The 22,950-nt window shown below is 59.4% G+C and carries 23 protein-coding genes and 1 pseudogene; 14 read left to right on the top strand and 10 right to left on the bottom strand.

Translation table 11 applies throughout. The features are described 5' to 3' along the window. Positions 1–281: 281 nt before the first annotated feature. Both ligD and SB764_RS36895 read right to left on the bottom strand, forming a co-directional pair. On the bottom strand, positions 282–2,828 hold the full coding sequence (gene ligD / locus SB764_RS36900) for a DNA ligase D (RefSeq protein WP_410866306.1): 2,547 nt from the start codon (positions 2,826–2,828) through the stop codon (positions 282–284). A gap of 2 nt (positions 2,829–2,830) precedes the next feature. Continuing rightward, on the bottom strand, positions 2,831–3,037 hold the full coding sequence (locus SB764_RS36895) for a hypothetical protein (protein ID WP_410866305.1): 207 nt from the start codon (positions 3,035–3,037) through the stop codon (positions 2,831–2,833). Between the two features lie 163 nt (positions 3,038–3,200). Here SB764_RS36895 and SB764_RS36890 point away from each other — a divergent pair, with 163 nt between their 5' ends. Beyond that, positions 3,201–3,422, top strand: a complete 222-nt coding sequence (locus SB764_RS36890; protein WP_410866304.1) for a hypothetical protein — start codon at positions 3,201–3,203, stop codon at positions 3,420–3,422. Positions 3,423–3,858: 436 nt separating this feature from the next. On the opposite strand, the gene SB764_RS36885 is transcribed toward SB764_RS36890, so the two are convergent. Both SB764_RS36885 and SB764_RS36880 read right to left on the bottom strand, forming a co-directional pair. Next, a complete protein-coding gene (locus SB764_RS36885) occupies positions 3,859–5,019 on the bottom strand; it encodes an FRG domain-containing protein (RefSeq protein WP_410866303.1) in 1,161 nt (386 codons plus the stop codon). A gap of 421 nt (positions 5,020–5,440) precedes the next feature. After that, the gene (locus SB764_RS36880) at positions 5,441–6,337 is read right to left on the bottom strand and encodes a LysR family transcriptional regulator (RefSeq protein WP_074987106.1); all 897 of its coding nucleotides are present in this window, start codon (positions 6,335–6,337) and stop codon (positions 5,441–5,443) included. 96 nt (positions 6,338–6,433) lie between these two features. Here SB764_RS36880 and SB764_RS36875 point away from each other — a divergent pair, with 96 nt between their 5' ends. The 4 genes from SB764_RS36875 to SB764_RS36860 all read left to right on the top strand — a co-directional run bounded on the left by SB764_RS36875 (position 6,434) and on the right by SB764_RS36860 (position 8,865). Continuing rightward, positions 6,434–6,880 carry a cupin domain-containing protein gene (locus SB764_RS36875; RefSeq protein WP_410866302.1) on the top strand — a complete coding sequence of 149 codons (447 nt, stop codon included), beginning with the start codon at positions 6,434–6,436 and terminating at the stop codon, positions 6,878–6,880. Between the two features lie 348 nt (positions 6,881–7,228). Continuing rightward, positions 7,229–7,642, top strand: coding sequence for a helix-turn-helix domain-containing protein (locus tag SB764_RS36870; protein ID WP_410866301.1), 414 nt, complete (start codon positions 7,229–7,231; stop codon positions 7,640–7,642). After that, the gene (locus tag SB764_RS36865) at positions 7,639–8,493 is read left to right on the top strand and encodes an alpha/beta fold hydrolase (RefSeq protein WP_410866300.1); all 855 of its coding nucleotides are present in this window, start codon (positions 7,639–7,641) and stop codon (positions 8,491–8,493) included. Before SB764_RS36870 ends, SB764_RS36865 begins: the two co-directional genes overlap by 4 nt. Positions 8,494–8,499: 6 nt before the next feature. Next, complete coding sequence (locus SB764_RS36860) at positions 8,500–8,865, top strand: DUF4180 domain-containing protein (RefSeq protein ID WP_237182040.1); 366 nt, start codon at positions 8,500–8,502, stop codon at positions 8,863–8,865. Between the two features lie 766 nt (positions 8,866–9,631). Here SB764_RS36860 and SB764_RS36855 read toward each other — a convergent pair. Beyond that, the gene (locus SB764_RS36855; RefSeq protein ID WP_410866299.1) at positions 9,632–10,456 is read right to left on the bottom strand and encodes a hypothetical protein; all 825 of its coding nucleotides are present in this window, start codon (positions 10,454–10,456) and stop codon (positions 9,632–9,634) included. A gap of 208 nt (positions 10,457–10,664) precedes the next feature. On the opposite strand from SB764_RS36855, the gene SB764_RS36850 reads away from it, so the two are divergent. Genes SB764_RS36850 through SB764_RS36835 form a run of 4 tightly spaced genes read left to right on the top strand, consistent with a single transcriptional unit; the run spans position 10,665 to position 14,852 of the window. Continuing rightward, a complete protein-coding gene (locus SB764_RS36850; protein WP_410866298.1) occupies positions 10,665–11,048 on the top strand; it encodes a BlaI/MecI/CopY family transcriptional regulator in 384 nt (127 codons plus the stop codon). Further along, positions 11,045–12,805, top strand: a complete 1,761-nt coding sequence (locus tag SB764_RS36845; protein WP_410866297.1) for a M56 family metallopeptidase — start codon at positions 11,045–11,047, stop codon at positions 12,803–12,805. The genes SB764_RS36850 and SB764_RS36845 overlap by 4 nt, the downstream gene beginning before the upstream one ends. Continuing rightward, positions 12,802–13,728 (top strand): class A beta-lactamase, encoded by a 927-nt coding sequence (gene bla / locus SB764_RS36840; RefSeq protein ID WP_410866296.1) that lies wholly within the window; start codon positions 12,802–12,804, stop codon positions 13,726–13,728. Before SB764_RS36845 ends, bla begins: the two co-directional genes overlap by 4 nt. Continuing rightward, positions 13,725–14,852, top strand: coding sequence for an acyltransferase family protein (locus SB764_RS36835; RefSeq protein WP_410866295.1), 1,128 nt, complete (start codon positions 13,725–13,727; stop codon positions 14,850–14,852). Before bla ends, SB764_RS36835 begins: the two co-directional genes overlap by 4 nt. Positions 14,853–15,206: 354 nt before the next feature. Here the strand turns inward: SB764_RS36835 and SB764_RS36830 are convergent, their stop codons facing one another. Beyond that, complete coding sequence (locus SB764_RS36830; RefSeq protein WP_410866294.1) at positions 15,207–16,148, bottom strand: LysR family transcriptional regulator; 942 nt, start codon at positions 16,146–16,148, stop codon at positions 15,207–15,209. Positions 16,149–16,279: 131 nt separating this feature from the next. Between SB764_RS36830 and SB764_RS36825 the strand changes: the two genes are divergently transcribed. Continuing rightward, a complete protein-coding gene (locus tag SB764_RS36825) occupies positions 16,280–16,993 on the top strand; it encodes an SDR family NAD(P)-dependent oxidoreductase (protein WP_410866293.1) in 714 nt (237 codons plus the stop codon). A 365-nt stretch (positions 16,994–17,358) separates the two neighbouring features. On the opposite strand, the gene SB764_RS36820 is transcribed toward SB764_RS36825, so the two are convergent. From SB764_RS36820 to SB764_RS36805, 4 genes are read right to left on the bottom strand one after another with little or no spacing between them, the layout of a single operon-like run. Then, a complete protein-coding gene (locus SB764_RS36820; RefSeq protein ID WP_410866292.1) occupies positions 17,359–17,877 on the bottom strand; it encodes a hypothetical protein in 519 nt (172 codons plus the stop codon). Beyond that, positions 17,783–18,283: an SDR family NAD(P)-dependent oxidoreductase gene (locus SB764_RS36815; protein WP_410866291.1), complete on the bottom strand. Its 501-nt coding sequence runs from the start codon at positions 18,281–18,283 to the stop codon at positions 17,783–17,785. Before SB764_RS36815 ends, SB764_RS36820 begins: the two co-directional genes overlap by 95 nt. After that, positions 18,280–18,933, bottom strand: coding sequence for an SDR family oxidoreductase (locus SB764_RS36810; protein ID WP_410866315.1), 654 nt, complete (start codon positions 18,931–18,933; stop codon positions 18,280–18,282). The genes SB764_RS36815 and SB764_RS36810 overlap by 4 nt, the downstream gene beginning before the upstream one ends. A gap of 5 nt (positions 18,934–18,938) precedes the next feature. Beyond that, positions 18,939–19,556 (bottom strand): FMN-dependent NADH-azoreductase, encoded by a 618-nt coding sequence (locus tag SB764_RS36805; protein ID WP_410866290.1) that lies wholly within the window; start codon positions 19,554–19,556, stop codon positions 18,939–18,941. A gap of 109 nt (positions 19,557–19,665) precedes the next feature. Between SB764_RS36805 and SB764_RS36800 the strand changes: the two genes are divergently transcribed. The 4 genes and pseudogenes from SB764_RS36800 to SB764_RS36785 form a co-directional block, all read left to right on the top strand. Further along, entirely contained in the window at positions 19,666–20,100 is a 435-nt protein-coding gene (locus SB764_RS36800) for a winged helix-turn-helix transcriptional regulator (RefSeq protein ID WP_410866289.1), read from the top strand. A gap of 473 nt (positions 20,101–20,573) precedes the next feature. Continuing rightward, complete coding sequence (locus tag SB764_RS36795) at positions 20,574–20,837, top strand: hypothetical protein (RefSeq protein ID WP_410866288.1); 264 nt, start codon at positions 20,574–20,576, stop codon at positions 20,835–20,837. 305 nt (positions 20,838–21,142) lie between these two features. Beyond that, the gene (locus SB764_RS36790) at positions 21,143–22,114 is read left to right on the top strand and encodes a DUF2971 domain-containing protein (RefSeq protein ID WP_410866287.1); all 972 of its coding nucleotides are present in this window, start codon (positions 21,143–21,145) and stop codon (positions 22,112–22,114) included. Between the two features lie 177 nt (positions 22,115–22,291). Then, a pseudogene (locus SB764_RS36785) lies at positions 22,292–22,950 on the top strand (hypothetical protein); the annotation flags it as partial.

The raw sequence follows: 22,950 nt of genomic DNA, 5'->3' as shown, positions 1-22,950 counted from the left end.
CGCATCCCGGATGCCGACTATTTTGCATGATTCAGCAGAGATCCCCTCTACCCAAATGATGCACGTATCCTCAACCTTTGATGAGGCACCACTGACATGAGAGTGACGGACTGGTTTAGTACAATCAGCCGACGTTCGTGTTCGGGAAGCTATTGTCTCTTTATGGCCGGCTAGTGTCTGAGGTAGCGTCCGAGAACGGTCGCTGACTGCAACATGCACGACGACCTTGCTGCAAAGCAGAGGAGGGCATTCGCGGTCGCGTGACCACAGAATCGAGTCGCTCATTTCAGCAGCTTCGTCGCCACGGTCAGCGTTTGAGCCGTAGACCAGTAGTCGGACCACGGGTCCGCTGACTGGAAACTGAGGTACTCGCGTGCTGTCTGGACACCCCACTGCGAGCCAGATTTCAACTCGAACAACTGCTCCCACGACACCGGCATGGAGACACCCATGCCCGGGCGGGCGCGCGCGGAGAACGCCGCGGCTGTGGTCTGGCCTTTACCGTTGCGCAGGTAGTCTACGTAGACCTTTTTGATACGGTTAGACGGTCCCGACGTTGCCGAGAATCGCTCCGGTATGGTTTTCGCGAGATGCCGGACGAACGTCTGCGAAAACGCCTTGACCGCGTCATACCCCACTCTGGGCGCCAACGGCACAACGACGTGCAGCCCCTTGCCTCCGCTGGTCTTCAGCCACGCCTTGAGATCGAGTTCTTCGAGTAACGTGCGAACCAGCATCGCTGCCTCCTGAACATGCGCCCACGTCACGCCTTCCCCTGGATCGAGATCGAAGATCACGCGGTCGGGTCGGTCAATACGGCGGATCGTGGAGTTCCAGGTATGAAACTCGACCGTATTCATCTGGGCGGCCGAAATCAACGCTTCTTCCGTGTCGACCGACAGAAGCGGAGGATGGTCCGGCCACAACGCGCGGTCATGGATCGTCAGCCCAGGCATGCCCGTTCGCTCGGCGTGTTTCTGGAAAAACAGCTGGCCGCCGATACCCGCCGGGGCGCGAACCAGTGCTACGGGTCGATTGGCAAGGTGCGGCAACATGCGTTCGGCCACGCTCGCGTAGTAGCGCACAAGGTCCGCTTTCGTTATATTGGCCGACGAATCAACGACACGCTCGGGATGCGTTATCTTCAGCACCAGTGCCGGCTCTGGGGCGCTCGTCTTTCCGCCCTCGCGCGTAACAGCCTTCGCTGCCTTATCGAGTCGGAGACCCTTGAACGAGGCCTGCCGCACAGCGCCGTCTGCCGTCCACTCCGCAAACTCTATCTCCGCGACGAGCTGCGGCTGGACCCACCGTTCGCCACCGGCCGCTCGCCGCGACCAGCGCCGCGATCCGGTTACGGCAACGTCATAGGGCGATTCGCGCGTTTCAAGCGGAGCGAGGCGCTCCCAAAGATCGCGCGCGGTCCTCGCGTTCCAGCCCGTACCCACGCTGCCGGCGCCGACGAGCTTCGCACCATCATCGTAGTAGCCGAGCAGCAGACTGCCGATCTCCCCGTCCTTCCCGCCGCGCGTAGTGAACCCGCAGATCACCAGCTCCTGTCGCAGACGCGCTTTAGCTTTCAGCCAGGTTTTGGTCCGCCCGGATTCGTAGTGCGCATCGCGCCTCTTGAGCATCAGGCCTTCGATGCCAAGACCCGCCGCCGCCTCGAACATCGCGGCGGCGGGCGCGTCAAACGCCTCGCTGAAACGCAGATGCTCGCCCGCGCTTTCGAGCAGTTGCGAAAGCCGCGCGCGCCGCGCCCACAGCGGCACCCTTCGCAGATCCTCGCCGTCGACGTACATGAGGTCGAAAAGGAAATAGACGATGTCACCGCTCGTTCGCGCATCAATAGCGTTTTGCAGTGCGGAGAAGTCCGGTAGACCATCCGTCAGCATCACGATCTCGCCGTCGAGCCACGCCGTCGATACCTCCAGCGCCTCCAGTTCACCGACCAGCGTGGGAAATTTCGCCGCCCAGTTGTGGCCGCTGCGTGTGAGAAGGCGAACCTCGCCCCCTTCGATGCGAGCAAGTAGTCTGTAACCGTCGAGCTTCGTTTCGGTGATCCAGTCACCGCCGACCGGCAACGAAGGGGCGAGCGTTGCGAGTTGGGGCTCCATCTTCGCGGGCAACGGCGCGAGCACCGCGGCAGAAAGATCAGGTGCCACCGACGTTTCCGCGCGGGGTGGTGCAACCTTCGGCTCGCGCTCTTCTATCAGGCCCAGGGGATGCGTGACGACGCTATCGGGCAGCGCCTTGAGCACGTCGTACTCGGATAGTGGTTTGGCCCATTCATCGCGCTTCTTGAACAGCATCCACCGGTCCTGTTTCTCTCCCGGCTTCGAGATCCGCACGAGTTCCCAGAGACCCGCGAGTTTCTCGCCATGGAGGCGAAAAACGAGCTTGCCCGCAGTCGTACCCTCGGCCGGATCGCCTATGGGCTCCCATGTGCCTCTGTCCCAGACGATGACATCACCAGCACCATACTGTTTCGCCGGTATGGTTCCCTCAAAGCTTGCGTAGTCGAGGGGGTGGTCCTCGACATGCACGGCCATGCGCTTCGCTTTCGGGTCGTAGCAAGGCCCCTTCGGCACCGCCCACGACAGGAGGACGCCACCAGCTTCAAGCCGGAAATCGTAATGCAGGCGGCTCGCCCAGTGCTTCTGGATGACGAATGACGGCGGCCCTAATTTAGGGCGCGTCCGTCTAGGCTTGCTGGCCGGTTCAGGCGTGATCTCGAAATTGCGCTTTCCTCCGTACGTCGCCAGCCTCTCCGGCGCGCCGGCCGCAATCAACTCCGGTGCGGACGATGACCGCTTCCGACCCGCGCCCACCTTCAGTCTCCCGAACCAAGCTCGCTGTGCTTATGGGAATGAGTCGCGGCATGAAGAAGCTCATAGTGAGCGCCTTTTCCGCCGCGCGTCGGCGGAAAATGTTCGCCTTCCACGCAGGTAACCTCGAACGAGCCCTCCGCGCTCTCGCGAACAACCTTGTAGATGCCGGAAGTTTTCACGATCTCACCCGGGCGATGTTGGTCAGCCATGATGTTCTCCGTGAGGAATGGTTGATGCGCATGTAGCGCAAAGCCCATGCCGCTGGGCGGCACTTGTCTGGTAGCTCGCAGGAAAAGACGCATTCGCATGTATGCGCTTCTTCCCGGGCGCGGCCTGGCGGCTCTCAGAATGACGTGATTCATAGGAGAGAAAATGACTTCTCGCACAGAGGACGCCCTAGTCGTCCTGCTCAATATCGACGCCGAAATCAGGCACCTACGAAGCTCGCTTGACGCCTCCGAAAACGGCGGCGGCCGCTCGCTGGAGCGTTCAGGTGAAGGCCTCGCAGCGCTGCAGAAGCAACTGCGAACAGCGCAGTTGCGGCGCGAAGAGCAGTTTATTACGCTCCACCTTCTCGCTAAATTCTTACGTTAGCCGCAGTCCGCAGGTGGAATATCTCTGCGCGGACGATAAACGTGCCACAACGCGGCAGGCACTTGGCCGGTGCCGAAAGATTGGTGGGGACACGGCAAGGATGCCGCCGCTATCTGCGAGACTCCGGTGTAGACCGTTGCCGGAGACCGCATTGAAAGTGTTACCGTTGCGACATCAATGTCACCGCGCGCGGGACAGCCCTCTTGTGCGAACCGGAGGGCGCAGAGGCGCACTTCGCGGTGTCGACCCTGAGCCGCCCGTCGCCCCTCAGAAACCGCGACGTCAGCTTTTGAGCCAAAGCGGCCATCAGTTCAATCCTTAGATTGCCATGTCGTCGATGATGTCGCTCTCAAGCTGACCCGTTGCAATATCCCAATGAACGAGTATTGCCGATGTCCATCTTCCACTTTCGCCGGTGCCAGCCCCTATCATGTAATCATTGCGCGAACAGCCGCTCACGCAATTCTTCGCACGCGCCATCAAGACCGGGGAACAACGAGCCTGCTGTAATGCCCATCAAGGCAAGCTCTTTCATTACTGTTTCCCTCTCTTTGACCGGGATGTCGATCGCATAGACGTATTGGTGCTGTCGCGTTTGCTCAACGACCTTTATGTATGACTCGATGTCGTCCACATTCGTCAGCGCTGAGAGCGCCTGCTGAGGAATGAGGCGTTCATTTTCAATCGCCAAAAATTCCATTAGCGAGAAGTGAGGACGGACCGGTGCAGTAATCGGTATTTGGGGCGTGTCCTCTCGCCATTTCACCTGATCGAACTGGAAGATGCGGATGTAACCCGCATTTCGCTTCTTCGAAGCGGCGATCGTTATGTGCCTGAAAGCGAAGAACGCAGCAACGTACGGCGAGTACGTCCAATCGATCAGAGGCGTTGGAAACCCGTGGTGCTGCGCGAGGTGGAGAAGAGCGCCGAACTGGTCGCTGTCGGCGCGGTTGAAAATATGCCTTGTACGCGCACTAAGATGTCGATGGAGCGTGGCGACATCGTCAAACGTGTATCTGAACAGATCGGAGCGGTTCGTGCGATGGAAATGCGATCGGAGCCGCCAGGGCTTTTGCTGCCCTCTGAAAATGAACTTACGTGTTTCCAGGTACGACACGTGACGCTTAAATGCGTCCCAACTCATTTGCTTCGACGGGATATCGGACGGGCGGTTTGGATCGTTGCGTGATAGCCGCGCTGAACCCTCCATACCTATATCAGAGTTCCACTCGGCCTCCATATTTGTACCGTCCCACCGTATCCGAACCTGAGCCTTCGTCGCGATTCGGATTTCCGGTGGGAAAACGTTCTGAACCTGATGGGGTGGTACGAGATACGTTGGGTTCTTCGGATGCGTCGGTTGGAGCAGAATGGTTGTGAATGCACCATCAGCCGCGAGATAGATTTCGTCGATGCGCCCGACGATGACCGGTCCATTCGACCCTTCGCTAGGAAATAACATCGCGCTGCCCACCGTTTGACCGGAACGCATCTCAAGGTCGATGACTATATCGCCAGCCCACTGAGTCGCGCGAAAATTACCAATCCACTGGCCGATCAGCGGTGCTGGTACTGTTGGCGTTTTCACTTTTGTCATGTCGTGCGAGTCTATGTCGTTTTGGAGAAGACTCGGCAATGCTTCCGCAGGGCCGGGAAGAAATCGTATCACTACTGCGTGTGACATCACCTCGACTAGCCACAAGACTGCGTGCAATAGGATGCCTATGTGCAAAGGCCGATGAGGTGGCCTCCATCCGCCTGCTGCAAACGGCCGCTTCCAGTGGCACACCAGCCACCCTAGTGACCAACCTTCGTTGCCTCCGAAGGTCGCTAGTTGGCCGGCTAGCGCCCGACGGCCGAGTGCGACGATCGTATCGGGTGCGCACTTCATGCAAACGGCATAACTCGACCCGAAGTTGACCTTCGAGCTTGCCGAAAGCAGTCATTCAACTCACCCAAAATTGCGCTCTGCCTTATTGATTCGGGGTGCAAGTTCCGCGTTGTCGTCCCAACCGCCCCTAGCGGTTGCCTCGCCCTGCCACCGCGTTTCGTTCCAGCGTATCGCCAAGGTGTTGCGCGAAAGCGCGCGCTCGGGCGCTCATGTCACCCCGCGATGGGTAAACGAGGTAGAGACCCTGTTGCGTGGCGTCCTGCAAGGGTGGGTCAATCTCGACGAGAGTGCCGGCGGCAATCGCGTCCGCGCACAGATGCGCGGGCAAGGTCGCCACACCCCTGCCGCGTATCGCCATTTGCTTCAGCAAACCAAAGCTGTTCGCCACGACCCTCGCCTGCGCGCCTGCGGTACGATCGTCGCTGGGGGAAAAAGCGAGCAAGTCGAGTTGCGCGAATGAATCGGGCACTGACATCGCGTGGTCAGCGCGATCACCAACGCCGCGTCTTGCGAGCCATGCCGGGCTGGCAAACGCGGCCATGCGGAAACTGGCGATGCGCCGGGCGACTGCATCGCTGCTCCCCGGCTTGCCTCCGCGTATCGCGAGATCAAACTTGTCACCGACGAAATCCACTACCTCGTTGGTGGCGTGTACCTCGACGCGCACTCGCGGGTGGCTGTCGAGGAAGGCGGAGATGGCATCGGCTAGCACGGTGTCGGGGAAGTCGAGCGGCACGCTCAGGCGGATCGTGCCAGACAGCTTCTCGCCTCGGGTGAGGCCGCGTTGCTCGGCGGCGCGCAATGTCGCAATGGCACTCGCAACGCTGGCGTGCCATGCCTCGCCTTCGTCTGTAAGTGCAATCCGGCGGGTCGAGCGTCGCAGCAGACGCACTCCGAGTCGCGCTTCCAATGCGGCAACGCGGGCACTGACGGTCGAGCGCGGCACACCTAGCTCGCGCGCGGCGGCGGCGAAAGAGCCGCAATCTACTACGGCTACGAAAGCCAGCGAGCCATTGATATCCATTGTCCATCCCGTTGGCGGAAGCCGCCATTCTAGCGGTCTTATCGAAGGCTCCGCGAGGGCGCAGACTGGCGCTTCTCACCACTCGTCACGACTTCCATGAAATCCGCCATCTTCACGCCCGCCGTAGTACTGTCCTTCGCCAACATGCAGACCCGAGTTATCGCCGGGAGGGTCGACACAGAGACGGGCGATATCGGCGCTCCATACACTGTGATGGAAATGCGAATCGGAACATGCGGCGGCGCACCTGCGCATCGCTCACTCGACGAGGTGAAGACCTTTGTGGTCCTGGAGGGCTCGCTCGAGTTCCAGATCGGCGAGACCGTCCAGACAATATCCGCGGGAGCAGTCGCTACGGTCGCGCGCGGCGACGTGCACGGCTTCGCCAATCGGGCGGACACCGACGCGCGCATGCTGCTGATATCCGCGCCGGCAGGTCATGACGCATTCTTTCGCGCGATGGCTGAGCTGCCGACGCCGCACGATATCGAGGCTGTGCGGCGCATCTGCGAACAAAATCGGCAGGTAATCATTGGCATATGAGTACCGATAGCCGACTAAGGTCATGTATGTCGTCGATTAGTACCGCACCGTCGAAGGTCCGCTCCTGGCCGGCTAGCGCCCCACGGCCGAGCGCGGTGATCGCCGCGGGCACGGCCTTTCATGCAAAGGGCATAAACGACCCGAAGCCGTCGGTCAAGGTCGCTGCTCGTATGTCTCGAGGCACCTAAAGAACAGTCGCTCAAGGTTCCGATGCGCACGGCGCGCTCCGCGAACTGACTTTAGCTCACACGTGACACGGCCTTTCGTTCGGGCTTCCCGCCCACATTATTCCCTGGTGTGACGTTAATCATGGAATAATAGGGAATATGAACGCTTCTTTGGGCCGCCATGTTCCATACCGTTGAAGACGTCGCTGCGTCCCTTCGAATACACCCGAAGACCGTCCTGCGATTCATTCGCGAAGGCAAGTTGCGCGCGACCCGGGTGGGTCGCGCTTATCGCATCCTCAATGCTGATTTGCTCGAATTCGTGCGAATACGACCCGTATCGGACGCGCCGCGTATAGTGCGCGTTACGAGCATCGTCGACATCCCTGAAGGGTCTCCATCGATGCAACAATACCTGTCGAAATCACTGCACGCGATGACATTGAGTCGAGGGTCATATCACGATCCTCTACAGGTCGATGTCGCCTTTGACCCCGTATCGAGCCAGATCAAGATCATCATCGCGGCCACACCTGGCGACACGGCGTCGTTGATGTCCGCGCTCGAAACTATCGTGGCCCAAGCTGAAACATGAATGCGATCTATCGGTCTGCGCGTCAAGCGCAATTGATCCAGACCGCGTATGAAGCAGCGCTTTCGCACTGGCCGGACTCACATTCGCGTATCAACGTCCCGACGCGCCATGGCGTTACGCATGTCGTCGTCTGCGGCCCCGAATCGGCTCCGCCCGTTGTCCTAATCCACGGGTCTCAGACGACTGCGGCAAGTTGGCAACACTGTGCGGTCGATTGGTCCAGACATTTGCGTCTCTACGCGATAGACGTGATCGGCGAAGCGGGGCCAAGCGCGCCTTCGCGTCTCCCGCTTGCAGGCGGTTTGCATGCGCAATGGCTGAGCGACGTGCTCGACGGTCTGGGAGTCGAACAAGCCGCATTCGTCGGTATTTCTCTTGGCGCCTGGTTTGCGCTCGATTTCGCGTCCCGCCAGCCGGCCCGCGTGTCGCGCCTCGCGTTGCTTTGTCCGCCAGGCATTGGCAGGCAAAAGCGCTTCCTGTGGTGGGCGTTGCCACTTTTGCTTCTTGGCGGCATCGGGCGCGCGTATGTCCGAGAACGTGTACTCGGCCGTCTTCCGCCTGTATCCACGCCAGCAGAACGCGACGCCGCCTCGCTCATGGAGGCAATCGACCACGGTTTCCGTCCGCGCCTCGAAGTTATCCCCGTGTTTGGCGACGATGTGCTTCAAACGCTGTGTGTCCCTATGCTCGTCATTGTCGGCGGGCGCGACGTGATGCTCGACTCGAGCGACACGGTCCGACGTCTCAGGCAAGTCGCACCGAAGGTAGAGGTTCGATATCTTGCCGATCAATACCATTTCATCCGCGGGCAGCGCGAAAGCCTGCTTAGGTTTCTTCATCCGACGGGGTAATCAAACGTGGACTATCGTCTGACGCTGATCGGCAGCCACCGCGTACTCATCCAGAGCGAATGCGCGAGTCCCGTCAAGCAGGAGCACGACGCGTTGGACCTTATCATGTTGGCGCGACGGCATCGGGCGGACTATCTCGTTGTCCGCGCGCAATCCTTGCATCACGAATTCTACCGGCTCGACAGTGGTTTTGCCGGCGCTTTCCTGCAAAAGCTGATGAACTACGGTATCAGGATCGCTGTGGTTGGCAACATTGACGAATGGCTTGCACGCAGCAATGCGTTCCGCGAGTTCGTTCTCGAATCGAACAGTGGGAAGTCAGTATGGTTCATCGCAACGGAGCAAGACCTAATGTCTAAGCTCAGCGCGTAGATGAACCAAGGAGACTCGCAAAGCCGATCGCTCTCGTGTTTGGAAAGAGAGAGTGTCGAAATCGCCCAGGGCATGGCCCACTCCATGCCCGTGCGGCTCTGGCAGTAATGCTAACCCGCTTTTTATTCGCTCGGCGCCCAGGTAACTATGCCCGCCGCCTTTCACCACCAGACGCAGATTATGTCGGCGGACGAAATCGATGCCGGAAACCACGTCCGCCGTAGAACGGGCGGCCACTGCGTAGGCGCTCGCACGGGGCGTCCATCCGTCGAGCCAACCTGAGATCTGGGTGCCGCCAGGATCGTCGCCGAGCGCGATCGGATTTCGCGCCTCTTTGAGGCGAGCAAGACAATCGGGCGCGCCCGGCGTTTCGGCACAGATCTGCCAGATGGTTGTGGGACGCAACAAACTTCCTCCAACTGCGCGAATCAGCGCCTGCCACTGTTCTGCTTCTGGCCACGCAGGATCACAGGCCGGATGCGGTGTGTTCCAGCCACGACCGGAGCCACGTCCGCAAGATAGTGGCGGTGGGAAGCAATGGCAGAGCGGCAGCACCCTTTAGCAGGCAACGTCTCTTCACGTCGTCTCATTTCCTTATCGAGCGACAATCAGCTTCGAGAACCATCTTTTCTGGAACCAGGAGCGGGCCCGATAGGCTTCAATCGAGCGGGTAACCAAGGGCCGTTACCAAAAGGTCAAAGCGCCCCTCGGTTGTCCGTGCAACATCATAGATGAGATGCCTACCTCGATGCGTGGGCCGCGATGCTCAGGCCGTCTGTGAAAATCCCAATGACTTGGTCCCAGAAGGCGGAAAGAAATTCGGGATCACCGAAGTATTCTGAAAGACACTCATCCGGCCGCCGAAAAGCGTATTGCCCGATGTCGAAACGAAGGTCGACGTACCATTTTCAGCAGCCTGCGCACTCTTCGCGAACAGCAAAAAGCCCGCTGCGGTGGTCGGATCCTGGCCGAGATCCATCTTGCTCCCGTCGGCCAGCTTGTAATCGCCGTCCTTCATCTGATATTTTTGCGCATCCTGCCCAAGCGACTGGAAAAGCGACATAAACCCTCCGAGCGCGTCCGCTTTCTCGCTAACCGCGTCGGACTGGGATGCGGTGAGCGGCGTTCCATCCGCTTCAGACCACTTTGCATAGCCGCTCACCGCGTCACTATGAAAAGCGTTAACCGAAGCGACGAGTGAAGCGTTTCCGTTAAGCATGCTTTGAAGCCACGCTATATCGTTTGCGCCAAGGTCCTTGGACGTGACCTCGATCGAGCCGTTGCTCGAATGGAAATCAAAGTGGGCATTGGCGAGGTCCGGCCTCTGCGACAGGACTGACTGCATTGTGGACGTCAGGGCGTTAGCGATGTTCCGCGCGTCGTTTCCCATTTTCAACGGGGCGCCCAAAGCATCCAGATACTTTGCAACGCGAGCCGCTGTCACAGACGGGTCAACGACAGTCACAGCAACTTGCGTCGGCGACGCTTGCGTGGCTGGCAAAGACTGCATCAACCCGGGAGAACCCAGCGGGAGTTGGCTTTGGCCCAATGCCACCGGGTTCGAATTTGCCAACGTAATTGGCGCGCTCATTCGTTCCTCTCTCTTTGTCCTGTAAGCGGGTTTACGACGACTTTGCGGAAAACGTGAGGCTTGGATTGAAATCGCCGAACGAATGGCGAGGGTACAACGAATCGCCGATTGGGCAAAGATCTCCGTGAGGACACGACCACGTCTGCGTAGACAATTTGGTCTAGACAAGTTACTCTACGTCATCCCGTCTCTGCTCGAAGGTGTCGTCATGACCAAAGCTACTGCCGCGACCAGGCCGACTGCGGCTGAACTCGAACTCCTGCGGGTTCTATGGCCAATCGGCTCCGCCACCGTCAAGCAGGTCCATCAGGCCATGCGTGAGGAACGTGCGGACGTTACCTATGCCAGCGTATTGCGCCAGATGCAGGTCATGCATGCGAAGGGGCTGCTGACGCGCGACGAAAGTGAGCGTTCCCACGTCTACGCGCCCGCGCAAAGCCAGAACATGCTGCAAACCAGCCTGCTGAAGGAACTGATCCACAAGGCGTTCTCGGGTTCGGGCAAGGCACTTGTCATGGCCGCTTTGCGCAAGCACGTTAGTCAGGAGGAACGAGAGGAAATTCGCAAATTTCTCCATGGAGATAAGCGATGAGCCCATTTGCCTGGACGCTTGTTCAGGCATTGGGCTGGGCGCTCATTTGCTTCGCATGGAAGGGTGCCTTGATCGGCGTGGCAACGGCGCTCTCGTTGCGGCTAATGCGTAACGCCAGTCCGCAACGTCGCTATGCGCTCCTCTGCCTTTCGCTTCTTTTGTGTCTCGCGATACCAGTGCTCGATGCGTACCGCGGTATCGAAGCGGCGTCGCGGCCATCTGGCTGGTTTCGCGCGACCGATTCTCTCATCGTGCCAACGAAGCACACACGCGATACATTCACGATTGAGAACGTCCTGCCCTGGCTGGTTGCGGCATGGCTGGTCGGTGTCGCCGCCATGTCGTGCCGTCTGGCCGCCGGCTTGCTGTGGGTACGTCGGATCGGACACGCGTTTCCCGATCGGTTAAATAGCCGGTGGCAGGACTGTGTGTCGGCGCTTGCCGCGCGTTGCGGGCTGTCGCGTCCGGTGACGCTGTGCGTGGCAACGCATCTCGCAAGCCCGCTGACGATCGGCTGGTGGCGACCGCTCGTGCTTGTTCCGGCTGCGTTGCTGACGCGCATGCCACCCGATCTGCTCGAAGCGGTGCTTGCCCACGAAATCGCGCATATCAAGCGCGCCGACTATCTGGTCAACCTGCTGCAAAGCGTGATCGAGGCGCTGCTCTTTTTTCATCCAGCAGTGTGGTGGCTGTCGAGGCAAATTCGTATCGAGCGGGAATGCGTTGCTGATCAGATCGCCGGCACGCTAATACAAAGTCCGCGACGTTTGGCGCTCGCGCTTGAGCAGCTCGACGCTCTTCAATCGACGAGTGCTGGATACGCGCCAGTCGCGCAATCGGCGCGGGGCGGCCACTTGCTGGACCGCATCAAACGCCTCTGCCACCCCGTCCCGCCCTCGCCGCACTGGGTCGCGTGCGTCCCGGCCATCACGGTTTGCTTCGTCGCGTTGTGCGTGACGGCGCAGACACTGTGGCAGGTGCCCGTGTCGCAACCCGCGGCGGGCATCGTGCCTGCCGGGTTGCTCGCATCGAGCCACGTCGTGGTGATCGACGACAAATCCGGTCAGGTCCTGTTCCAGAAGCGCCCGGACGATATCGTGCCGATCGCATCGTTGACGAAGTTGATGACCGCCATGGTCGTGCTCGATGCCCGGCCCGATATGAACCGGACCATTCGCATCGACGCCAGCGACGCCGAAGCATTGCGGCCCAGCCGCACGGGATTGCCGGTCGGCGCAAGTCTGCCCCTTCATGTAGTGCTGCAACTCGCTCTGATGTCGTCGAATAACAGCGCGGCATATGCGCTGGCGCATGACTATCCCGGCGGCTACCCGGCGTTCCAGGCCGCGATGCGAGCCAAGATTGCTGCGCTCGGCCTGAAGCACACGACGATCGAAGAGCCAACCGGCCTCTCGCCGCTCAACACGTCGACGGCAAGCGACGTCTCGGTCATGGTGAACGCGGCGGCCCGCTATCCTGCGATCGCGCGCGCCACGGCTACCCCCCGCAGCGTCGTCCCGATCGGCGGCAAGCTCGTCGAGTACCAGAACACGAATCCGCTCGTCGGGCAAAAGGGCTGGGACATTGCCTTGTCGAAGACCGGCTATACCGACGCGGCCGGACGTTGCCTGATCATGCGGCTGCGCTCGGTTCGGGACAGCGTCACGATGGTGTTTCTGGACGCCGGGCCGGCTGCGTTCCCTGCGCGCGACGCGATCAACATCCGTCGCCTCCTGCTCGCCCACAAGCTGGCTTGACGTTCGGCGCGCTCACCGCGTTTCCTCACTCTGACCAAGTGGACCTGACCTTGACTCACTCGATCACGCGTCGAAAGCTGTTGATTGGTTTACCGCTGCTCGCCGGCATGGGCGTGGCTCCCGCATTGCGTGCAGCCGATTCACCGTTCTCCGATATCGAGCGGCGCAATGGAGGCCGCCTCGGTGTGTTTGCGATCGATACCGGCTCGGGCCGCACACTGAGCCACCGCGCCGAAGAACGCTTCCTGATGTGCAGCACGTTCAAGGGATTGCTCGCAGCGCAGATACTGGCCCGCGTCGATGGCGGCGCAGAGCGGCTCGATCGGCTCGTTCACTACACGGAGAAGGATCTTATTTTCACGTCGCCTGTGACCAAGGCCAACGTCGCGCGGGGTGCGTTGTCGATCGACGCGCTCTGCCGGGCAGTCCTCGTGGAGAGCGACAACACGGCCGCTATCCTGTTGATGCGCAGCGCCGGTGGTCCCGCGGCGTTGACCCGGTTCGTGCGCGGACTCGGCGATACAGTCACGCGCTCGGACCGCTATGAGCCCGAGTCGAACCGCTATCGCGGCGTGCTCGACACCACGACGCCGAAGGCCATCGCCACCACGGCGCAGCGCCTTCTGCTTGGTGATGCCCTGAGCGCCAGTTCTCGCGCACAACTGGAGCGCGGCATGGCCGACTGCAAGCCGGGGCTCAACCGGATTCGCGCCGTGCTGCCCGCAGGTTGGCAGGCCGCCGACCGGCCCGGCACCAGCGTCGAAAGCGAGACCAACGACTACGCGCTCGTGCGCCCGCCCGGGCGCGCGCCGTTGCTCGTTGCTGCCTACTACGATGCGCCTGGCGTCAGCATGGAAGCGCGCGAGGCCGTTTTGCGCGCAGCGGGCACGGCGTTCGTGCAGTGGGCCACGAGCGCGGCATGACCGAGGCCCCCACGCGAAACCGGAAGATCGATTTACTCCGTGGCGTTTCCATCCTGCTCGTACTGTTTCACCACTTCAATATCGCCTATCGGCTCGACGACACTTTTCTGTCGCGCGTATTCGGCTGGGAAGCGGTCCTGGCTGTTGCACGAAACGGCAACTATGGCGTCACGATGTTTTTTGTGATCTCGGGATATCTGATAACGGCGAACGCAACTCGCCGCTGGTCCGAACTCGGTCATGTTGATGTCAGGGTGTTCTACGGCTTGCGCATCGCGCGCATCGTTCCGTGCCTGTTGCTGCTGCTGGCTGTGGTGAACGCGCTTGCAATGGCTGGCATTGCCATCTTCCAGAACCACTCGCCGGCCGGCACGCCGGTTTCATTCTGGCTTGTGAACCTGGCTTCGTTGACGTTCTGGATGAACATGCTCATAGGGACGCACGGATGGACCAACTATGCACTCGGCGTGTTGTGGTCGCTTTCCGTCGAGGAGGTGTTCTACCTCTCGTTTCCTCTGCTTTGTCTCGCGTTTCGCAGGGAGGCGCAGCTCGTTGCTTTCTGGCTCGCATGCATTTTCGTTGGTCCGGCTTACCGTTTCCTGCACCAAGGCGACGAGGGTGGCTATCTCTACGCGTATTTCGCATGCTTCGACGCAATCGCCACCGGATGTTGCGCGGCGCGGCTAGCAAGACGCGACGTGTGGCGTGGCCGCGCGTGGAGCGTGCTGGCGTGGCCGACGGCGCTGGCCATGACGTTTGTCTATCTGTACTGGCCGATCCGCGAAAGCAACGTGTTCGGTGTCACGGCAATGGCCTTCGGCACTGCGGTTTTGCTACTGGGCGCGAGTGATCGGCTGGACGAATCAAAAGTACGAGGCACGCGTGTGTCCACAGTGCTAGAAGGGTTCGGCAGGCTTAGCTATGAACTCTATCTGTTTCACCTTATCGTGCTGGGCCTGCTGCGCACGATTTTCCCGCCTTCCGGCGTGGCGGGTGACGAGAAACTGGTGGTTCTGGTCGGCTATCTGTTGCTTTCTACCTGTCTGAGCGTATTCATCGCGCGAATGTACGCTGAGCCGTCGAGTCGCATTGTGCGCCATTGGCTGATTCCGAGAAGATCTTGACCTAAAAGCGAATACTGCGAGCGGGATCAACCTGACATCGAACACCCCCCAGCTCGAATCGGGTGCAGAGGCTGAGCGACTGGTTCTGGTCGGGGTGCGGCCGGTCCCGTTACCGCCACCAATGTCCGAGTTTGGCCGGGTGCCGCCTAATGCGCAATGCATGGCGCGGGCGTGCGTCGAGCTGAGCGAGAGTCCGCGTGCGACCCTGAACTGCCATTTGAACCAAGCTCTGGCAATGACCGTTTTCAGGGCGACGGGAGCCGGTCGCGAGAACTACCGCACGGAGTGTTGGTGAAGCGGAGTCAAACGCTCCGTATGTCTGCGCAGCGGACCGGGCTAACGACGCAGCGGTGATTAATCTGTCAGTAGGTCCGGCGGATAGGCTGCCGAACACAGATCCAGCACCTGGCCGCGAAGCCAGCGATGAGCCGGATCGTGATCGAGGCGCGGATGCCAGATCGCTGAGATGTTGAAAGCGGGTGTGGATAGTGGAAGCTCGAAGCACTGCAAACCGTTGGCGGTCGCGTAATCCGGAATAAACGCATTGCCGAGACAGGAACGCGGAATGACGACGAGCAGGTCCGAACGACGCGCTAACTGCATGGCGCTGGTATAGGACGGCACCACCATCAATAGCTTTCGTCGCATGCCTTGCAGTTCCAAGGCCGCGTCGATGGAACTTTCCGCCTCGCCGGTACGCGATACCATCACATGGTCGTATTCGGTCCATTGCTCTACGCTGATCCCTCCATCGCTCAGCAGCGGATGTCCGACGCGGCATACGCCGACATAGCGATCGCGGAATAGCAAACGCGTTCGTACCTCGGGGGCGGATGTCCTGACGATACCGATCTCCAAGTCTATCGTGCCTTCCCTCAGCGGTTGCGCGTTCCAGTCCTGCTTGAGCGCAAAGCGAATCTGCACACCGGGTGCCGCGAAGTGGACCCGGTTCATCAAGGCCGCGCCAAGCAGGTCGATGAAACCTTCGCCAGCTCGCAGGGTAAAACGTTGTTCAAGGGTGGAGATGTCGAACCGATGCTCGGCGCGACTCAGCGCGCCTTCCACTTCCCGGACCAGCGCGGGAATACGCTGGCTCAGTTGCTCGGCGTAAGGCGTCAGCACCAGCATGCGTCCGGCCTGAAGCAGCAAGCGATCACCGGTCGCTGAGCGCAGGCGTGTCAGCGTGCGGCTCATGGCAGAGACGCTGAGGTTCAGGCGCCGGGCGGCCCCCGTAACGCTACGTTCGCTCAGCAATGCATCCAGTGCGGTCAGGAGGTTCAGGTCGACGCGTGTCATCTGCCTAGAATAATCGAAAACCCACCTCGTATGGCGTTTGGCGCAATCGAGGATTGCAGGCCGGGCGTCTGGTGCAAATCCGGGACACTCTCGACAATTCATGGAATCCGTTGCCGAGAAAGGAGAACATCATGCACCGCACATCCGCCCACACATCCACCGTCCTGCTCATCGGCGCTTCGCGCGGTCTCGGCCACGCCATGGCTGCGGAGTTCCTGAAGAAGGGCTGGCACGTTGTCGGTACCGTGCGCGCCGGTGGCGGGCGAACCCTCCTGCACGAGCTGGCCGATGCGCACCCGGGTCGGGTCGACATCGAAACGCTCGACATCACCCGACCGGATCAGGTCCAAGCATTACGCGAGCGTTTGTCCGGCCGGACATTCGACGTACTGTTCGTCAATGCTGGCACTACCAATCCTGATCCGACGCAGACCATCGGCGAGGTGTCGACGGAAGATTTCGTGGATCTCATGATTACCAACGCACTCAGCCCGATGCGTGTAGTCGAAAGCCTTTCTGACCTAGTTCTGCTGAACGGCCTGATCGGGATCATGTCGTCCGGGCAAGGCAGTATCGCTGACAACGAATCCGGCCAGCGCGAGCTTTACCGTGGCAGCAAGGCGGCACTGAACCAATTCATGCGCAGCTTTGCAGTGCGTCAGGCGCACGCGTCGCGGTCCATGCTGCTGATGGCACCCGGCTGGGTGCGTACCGAATTGGGCGGGCCCGAAGGGCGATTGTCGATCGAGGAAAGCGTTCCAGGCGTCGTGGATGGGCTTCTGGCCAAGCTGGGGCGTCCTGGCCTTGAGTATCTGGATTATCGTGGCCGGACCGTTCGATGGTAACGGTTGCAGTTTTGGCTAAGCGCCACAATCAGGCGCTCATCGCGCTCGCTCGACGACGCTGCGACTTGCTGTTCGCCATGCTGCGCGACGGTACCCTCTACCAACCAAAATCCTGCCCTACCGCTTGACGAATCACATAGGGGCCCCCCCTTTATCAAGGCGCTGCGGCACACTCGGCGCCGCCTAGCTAGCGCCGTCCGAGATGGGGGTCAGCAGGCATCTGATTAGAAAGAAAATTTATATCGGGGCGAAACGCAAAGCCTCACCAGGTCTCGCGCAGGCTAACCGGAAAATTGCGCGAATATCAAAGGGATACCCATAGAGTTCTATTTGCATGACCATGTTCTCGTGATCTGATCTGCGCGCTATGAATTTGAAGGTAGTTCGGCATTGATTCCGGTCAGTTGAACCGATAGGTCCCACAGTCGTCTTGCGAGTTCTGGATTCCGCGCGTCCTGCGACGGAATGCATTCACCAGAAGGGCCTCGCAATTCGAAAGTTTTCGTCGGCCCGTAATAGCCGCCGGACTTTGTTTGTCCGGTCGCCGCTTGCAATGCACCCCACGCGCCCTGAGCCAGCGTGTTGAAAAACAGGCCGATCAATGACATTGCGATGTTGCCCCACCAGCTATCGCGCGCAAGGTTGGTTCCAGCAAGGCCCGGATGGCAGGCCACTGCCGTAACAGGTGTACCCGCCGCTCGCAGTCGCCGATCCAGCTCAAAGACAAAAAGCAGATTCGCAAGCTTGCTGGCCGCATAGCGAGGCATCCACTTGTAACTCTTCTCCGCATTAAGATCGTCCCACTCGATCTTCGCGTCCTTGTGCAGACCGCTGCTCGTGACCACGATGCGCGACCCGGATGTTTCCGTGAGCTTGGGCAACATGAGCGCGGTGATTGACGCCGAATGTCAGCTCGAAGCCTTGCACCGTGTGCTTTAGCTTCGGCCCTTGCACGCCCGCATTATTGATGAGCGCGTCGATGCGCGGTTCCTTTTCGGCTAGTTTTGCTGCGTTCCGCACGCTCGCCAGGTCTGCGAGGTCAAGCGGCAAGAATGCGAGATTCGCTTCAGGGGTCTTCAGACGAATCCGGCTAATAGTAGCTTCCGCTTTCGGCTCGTCACGGCACGCGAGAAGCACCCTGGCTCGCCGCGTTGCCAACGTACTCGCTATTTCAAAGCCTATGCCGGTGTTGGCGCCGGTGACGATAAAGGTCTTTCCCGATTGATCGGGTACGTCAGCATGGGTGAATCCGCTCATGGCGTGAACTTTGTCGAGACGTTCGTGGGTCAAAGGTTAGCGATGCCTGGCGCGGCACGCACGAACTGCTTGTCGGTCACCTGGTCGACCAAAAACTTCGCGAGATTGCCTCTGGAGAGCTTCATGCCGAGTTTGGTCTTTCCATACCAACCCACATCCACACCGCCATCGGCGGGGCCATCCTTGAGATTAGGAATGCGTATCAGTGTCCAGTCCAGGTCCGAATTGGCGACCAATTCGCCAGTCGCCTTGATGTCCTCATATCCCTTGCGCGCGATCACCTTGAACAACAGCGCGAACGCATGGGGTTTGAAGGCAAAGCCATCCTTGGGATCACGATAGGCGGCCGTAGAAATCTGGATAAGACGGCGCACGCCTGCGTGCTTCATCGCGGCGATGATGTGGGTCAAGCCGTGCATGACAGGCTTATCGCCCTGCACCTTGAGACTGTTGGGACCAAGGGCGCTAATGACCGCATCGGCACCCTGGACGCACTTCGCAATGGCACTCTGGTCTTGCAGGTCGCCAACAACAATGTCGACCCTTCCCGCGAACGATGCGAGTTTCCTGGCGTCGCGCGTATAGACCGACAGGTTGTAGCCATGCTTCAAGGCCTCCTCGATGATGTGCCTTCCGGTCGGCCCGGTCGCACCGAACAGCGCAATGGTTTTTATCCCGGCCATGGATGTCACGCAGCCTTCGCCAACAAGGCTTTGATGGCCGTTTCGGTGTTGGCGACGGCGGCCTTCGCCGCATCGGGACCCAACCCCGTGCCTTCGACACGCACCACTTCAACGTCGGTCAGGCCGATGAAACCGAGCAGGTGCAGCAGATAGTTGGTCTGAAAGTCGAACGGTGCCCAGGCACCCTCCGAGAACACGCCGCCGGCAGCGGTTACGAGATAGACCTTTTTGCCGGTCAGCAGCCCCTTCGGCCCAGTCTCGCCGTAGCCGAAGGTGACGCGCGGCCAGGTGACGTGATCGAACCACGCCTTGAGCTGCGAGGACGGACCGAAGTTGATCATGCCCGAACCGAGCACGATCACGTCGGCGAGCTTCAACTCGTCGACCAGCTCTTGCGCGACCTTCACTGCCTCGACCTGTTCCGGCGTGCGATCTTCGGGCGACGTGATCCGGCCCTGGATGTAGGCCGGCGTGATGTGCGGTGGCGGATTCGCGGTCAGGTCGCGCACGGTCAGCGGGCCGCCCGAACGGGTCTGGATGCCTTCGGCGATTTCGGTGGCGAAACGGGTGGACAGGCTGTCAGTCCCGCGCGGGCTGGAGGTAACAAGCAAGGTGTGGCTCATGACGGCTCCTAGGTATAAAATAAGAACTAAGTCAGATATTGATTCTGCCTTACCTATGCATACGAAGGATGGTATGGTTCCTACCGCTTCCCCACAAGAAGGCACACGCATGTCACTTAGTCACATCGTGCTACCCGTCGATATGCCTGCACCTGACGCTGGCGGCTGCCTGGCAACCCGCGAAATCCTGGATCGCATCGGCGACAAGTGGAGCCTCTACATTGTCGCTACGTTGGCCAATGGTCCGCGACGCTTCAATGAATTGAAGCGCGGCATCGACGGCATTTCCCAGCGAATGCTGACGCTGACCTTGCGCGGATTGGAACGCGACGGACTGATAACGCGAACGATGTATCCGACGATCCCTCCGCGCGTCGATTACGAACTCACCGACATGGGAAGAACGCTGTTGAAGCCTGTCATGGCGCTGGTCAACTGGGCGAGCGAGAATCAAGTCGCCATTGCCGAGGCGCATAAACGCTTTGACGAGGAGCCGGAGCCGGATCAGGTCTTGATTCAGGGCGTTGTCTACCAGCGTCGATAGGCGAGCCTGGGCTGTAGGCTCGTGCAAACACAGCGACGACATCTAACTGACGGCTCGCGTTTGGACCTGTCCCAATGCCGATCTTTCTTGGGGTGCGAAGGCGCTGCATTTTCCGATCCATCCAACCAGGAGTCGGCCACGGTCGATCGAAAAAGTCGCATAGCCTGACTTGGATGTCTGTTCCCTGAGCCAAATGGGACGCCTCAACGTCTCGCCGTCGACGCAAACCAATGACACTTCATGGCCGGCTAGCGCCCGACGACCACGCGTGGCCATCGCCGAGGGCGCTGCCGTGCATGCGAAGGGCATAAAGATCCAACGCTGCACGACGGCTAGCCAGCCGTTGCGCCATCTGGGCATATTGATGGATAAGCTCCGCGGTGACTCACGAGCGCTTAGCCGACCTGCTATCGGATAGGCTGATCGATCTTTTCTAGACCTTATTCACGAAAACTAAAACCAAAATCCAAAACGTGCCCGATGGCGACGACTTCACCCTGCAGATTGTCACCGCAGAGTCGGGGGACCGAATCATCGTGGACACGCCCAATGGTGCAACTCTATTCATCGCAGTCGATGCCGGCATCATCAGCTTTCACCGTGCCAATGATGACCGCGAGGGCTCCGTGGCCATCATCGCTCCACTGCTGAACGACGATGCTGTCAAACCCACCGTCGTTTCCCATGCGGAAAACGTAACGGTGACTTCTATGGAAAAGGAAGACGATAACGCCTGATTTCAGCCGCTTTTTCGCCTATCTCGCCGGCCAGCGCCTGACGTAGCGTCCGAGAACGGCCACTCACGGCATCCGGCAGCGCCGCAAAGGTGCGGCCCAGTCGCTAACGGATATTAGCGGTATAGGTGCGTTTGTCGACGAAACTGCGCCGGCGCGGATCGGGCCTCAGTAGTTTTCGCGATCGCAGGACGGACGCGAAGTGTCAGATCTAATACGCACTGACGAGATAGGCAATTGGTTGTGTTTCACACTTCATGTAAGCTGTTACGTGCACGGGGAACTCTTACAAATAAGGAAAGCACAACATGTCATGGATTGACGAATTCGTTGAACTTCTGTTTCCGATCGACGCAAAAAATTTAAAAATTGAACCAGCGTATATGCTGAAACAGCAGAACCTACCAAGATCTGTTTTCAAGTATCGAGGCGTGAACGAATACTCGCTTGCCAATCTACGTGATAACCAGGTGTGGCTGGCTGATCCAAAAACGTTCAATGACCCCTACGATTGCTCGGTATTTGTCGACCTCGATGCGATGGCGGACGCTTCATTCAAAAGTCCGCCGAACGAGCTCCTCCAGCTGATGCGCACCAGATTTCCTCCGGAAATAGTAGATACCTTCCAGGCGGCCGTGACCGGATCCGATAACCCCTTTGAAGCACTTGTCAACGCCGTTGCTACGGAGCTCCCCGCCGATCAACGACCAGGCATTGCCACGGCCCTCAAAGAGGCATTCTCTCAAGTCAATCGACAGTATGCCGTTCGCAACTCGGATCGATTCAAGGAGGCGTTCAAGGTTTGCTCGTTCTCTGAGCGTGTGGATTCAACGCTGATGTGGGCTCATTACGCGAATTATCACAAAGGCTTTTGCGTTGAGTATTCGATGGAAGGTTTTACGCCGAGCGATCCGTTGACTCGGTTTATGTATCCAGTCATTTACGCGGAGCATCCGTTTAATGCGACGGAAAGCATCCAAACAGTGGGCACAGCTAGCCATAATAACTTGTACTTAAACAAGGCTGGATTGATTAAGTCGACGGATTGGGCGTACGAGAAAGAGTGGCGACTAATTATCTCGAACGGGCTCCTTAAGTCGGCACAGTCGTTCGGGATGCCGACACCGAAATGCGTTTACCTTGGGTCACACATCACGCCAGAGGATCAGCAAAAGATCCTTGAGATCTGCCACAGCAAAGGGGTTCCCGTGCGCAAAATGAAGCATTCACCCGGGGTGTTCGCGATGCAGGCGGCAGAAGTGGAAAATGTCGCGTTATAGACAGTTGCCCCAATAACACTGTCACCCGCTGGTTTGCCAATGGACGCTCGCGGAAAGCCGAACGCTTCATCAGAATGCCAACTGATGGGCCGAGGCGATTCTTCGATTCGGTGGAAACGATCGGAGAACGCGGGTGACCAGCAGCCCTACTATCTCCAAATCAACGAATGCTCAACCATGCCTACATACGCCGACGTCAAAGCGGGTCCGCCACGATCATGGGACGAATTTGAAGCAATCACGTGCTCGGCGGCGAAGAATCGCTGGAGCAACCAGAATTTCACTCGACATGGACGACAAGGCCAGAAGCAGGACGGGGTTGATATCTACGGAAACGACACCGATGGAAAGTTAGTCGGGATACAGTGCAAGCTCACCGTATCCGGTGTCACCGAATCGGTCATCGCCGCAGAGGTAGCGAAGGCGGAAGCATTCAAACCCGCTTTGACGCACCTCTACATTGCCACCACAGCCGAGACCGACCGGAAAATTCAAAGCGCCGTCAGGGACCTTTCCGCTGAACGAGAAGCCGCTGGAAAGTTTGCCGTGAGCATACTGTTCTGGACGGACATCTGGCAGGATCTTACGAAAGATGAAGCGAGATTGTTCCAGCACTATCCGCAACTGCGACCAAGAGAGGGAGAGCGGAACGTTTCTCATGATCAGCGGCTATTTCAGGAGTTTCAATCGACGTTTCCCTTCGAACCAGCCGTCCGCCTGCTGAGAGAGCAAGACTTTGGTGGTTCGTTCGCGAAAAGTGTAAGCGGCCAGCGATCCCGTCTTGAAGCGCGAGGTTATTCGTTGGCCTGTTTCGGCTGCCATCGATGGGGCAGCAA

Source organism: Paraburkholderia sp. SIMBA_027, assembly GCF_046535315.1.
GTDB lineage: Bacteria > Pseudomonadota > Gammaproteobacteria > Burkholderiales > Burkholderiaceae > Paraburkholderia > Paraburkholderia tropica.
Note: the sequence above shows the minus strand (reverse complement) of the source record. Positions and strands in the feature narration are given on the sequence as shown.

Coding starts and splice junctions, on each gene's coding strand:
- SB764_RS36895 (WP_410866305.1), bottom strand. CDS start 3,037: ATGGCTGACCAACATCGCCCGGGTGAGATCGTGAAAACTTCCGGCATC.
- SB764_RS36890 (WP_410866304.1), top strand. CDS start 3,201: ATGACTTCTCGCACAGAGGACGCCCTAGTCGTCCTGCTCAATATCGAC.
- SB764_RS36885 (WP_410866303.1), bottom strand. CDS start 5,019: ATGACAAAAGTGAAAACGCCAACAGTACCAGCACCGCTGATCGGCCAG.
- SB764_RS36880 (WP_074987106.1), bottom strand. CDS start 6,337: ATGGATATCAATGGCTCGCTGGCTTTCGTAGCCGTAGTAGATTGCGGC.
- SB764_RS36875 (WP_410866302.1), top strand. CDS start 6,434: ATGAAATCCGCCATCTTCACGCCCGCCGTAGTACTGTCCTTCGCCAAC.
- SB764_RS36870 (WP_410866301.1), top strand. CDS start 7,229: ATGTTCCATACCGTTGAAGACGTCGCTGCGTCCCTTCGAATACACCCG.
- SB764_RS36865 (WP_410866300.1), top strand. CDS start 7,639: ATGAATGCGATCTATCGGTCTGCGCGTCAAGCGCAATTGATCCAGACC.
- SB764_RS36855 (WP_410866299.1), bottom strand. CDS start 10,456: ATGAGCGCGCCAATTACGTTGGCAAATTCGAACCCGGTGGCATTGGGC.
- SB764_RS36850 (WP_410866298.1), top strand. CDS start 10,665: ATGACCAAAGCTACTGCCGCGACCAGGCCGACTGCGGCTGAACTCGAA.
- SB764_RS36845 (WP_410866297.1), top strand. CDS start 11,045: ATGAGCCCATTTGCCTGGACGCTTGTTCAGGCATTGGGCTGGGCGCTC.
- SB764_RS36835 (WP_410866295.1), top strand. CDS start 13,725: ATGACCGAGGCCCCCACGCGAAACCGGAAGATCGATTTACTCCGTGGC.
- SB764_RS36830 (WP_410866294.1), bottom strand. CDS start 16,148: ATGACACGCGTCGACCTGAACCTCCTGACCGCACTGGATGCATTGCTG.
- SB764_RS36825 (WP_410866293.1), top strand. CDS start 16,280: ATGCACCGCACATCCGCCCACACATCCACCGTCCTGCTCATCGGCGCT.
- SB764_RS36820 (WP_410866292.1), bottom strand. CDS start 17,877: ATGTTGCCCAAGCTCACGGAAACATCCGGGTCGCGCATCGTGGTCACG.
- SB764_RS36810 (WP_410866315.1), bottom strand. CDS start 18,933: ATGGCCGGGATAAAAACCATTGCGCTGTTCGGTGCGACCGGGCCGACC.
- SB764_RS36805 (WP_410866290.1), bottom strand. CDS start 19,556: ATGAGCCACACCTTGCTTGTTACCTCCAGCCCGCGCGGGACTGACAGC.
- SB764_RS36800 (WP_410866289.1), top strand. CDS start 19,666: ATGTCACTTAGTCACATCGTGCTACCCGTCGATATGCCTGCACCTGAC.
- SB764_RS36790 (WP_410866287.1), top strand. CDS start 21,143: ATGTCATGGATTGACGAATTCGTTGAACTTCTGTTTCCGATCGACGCA.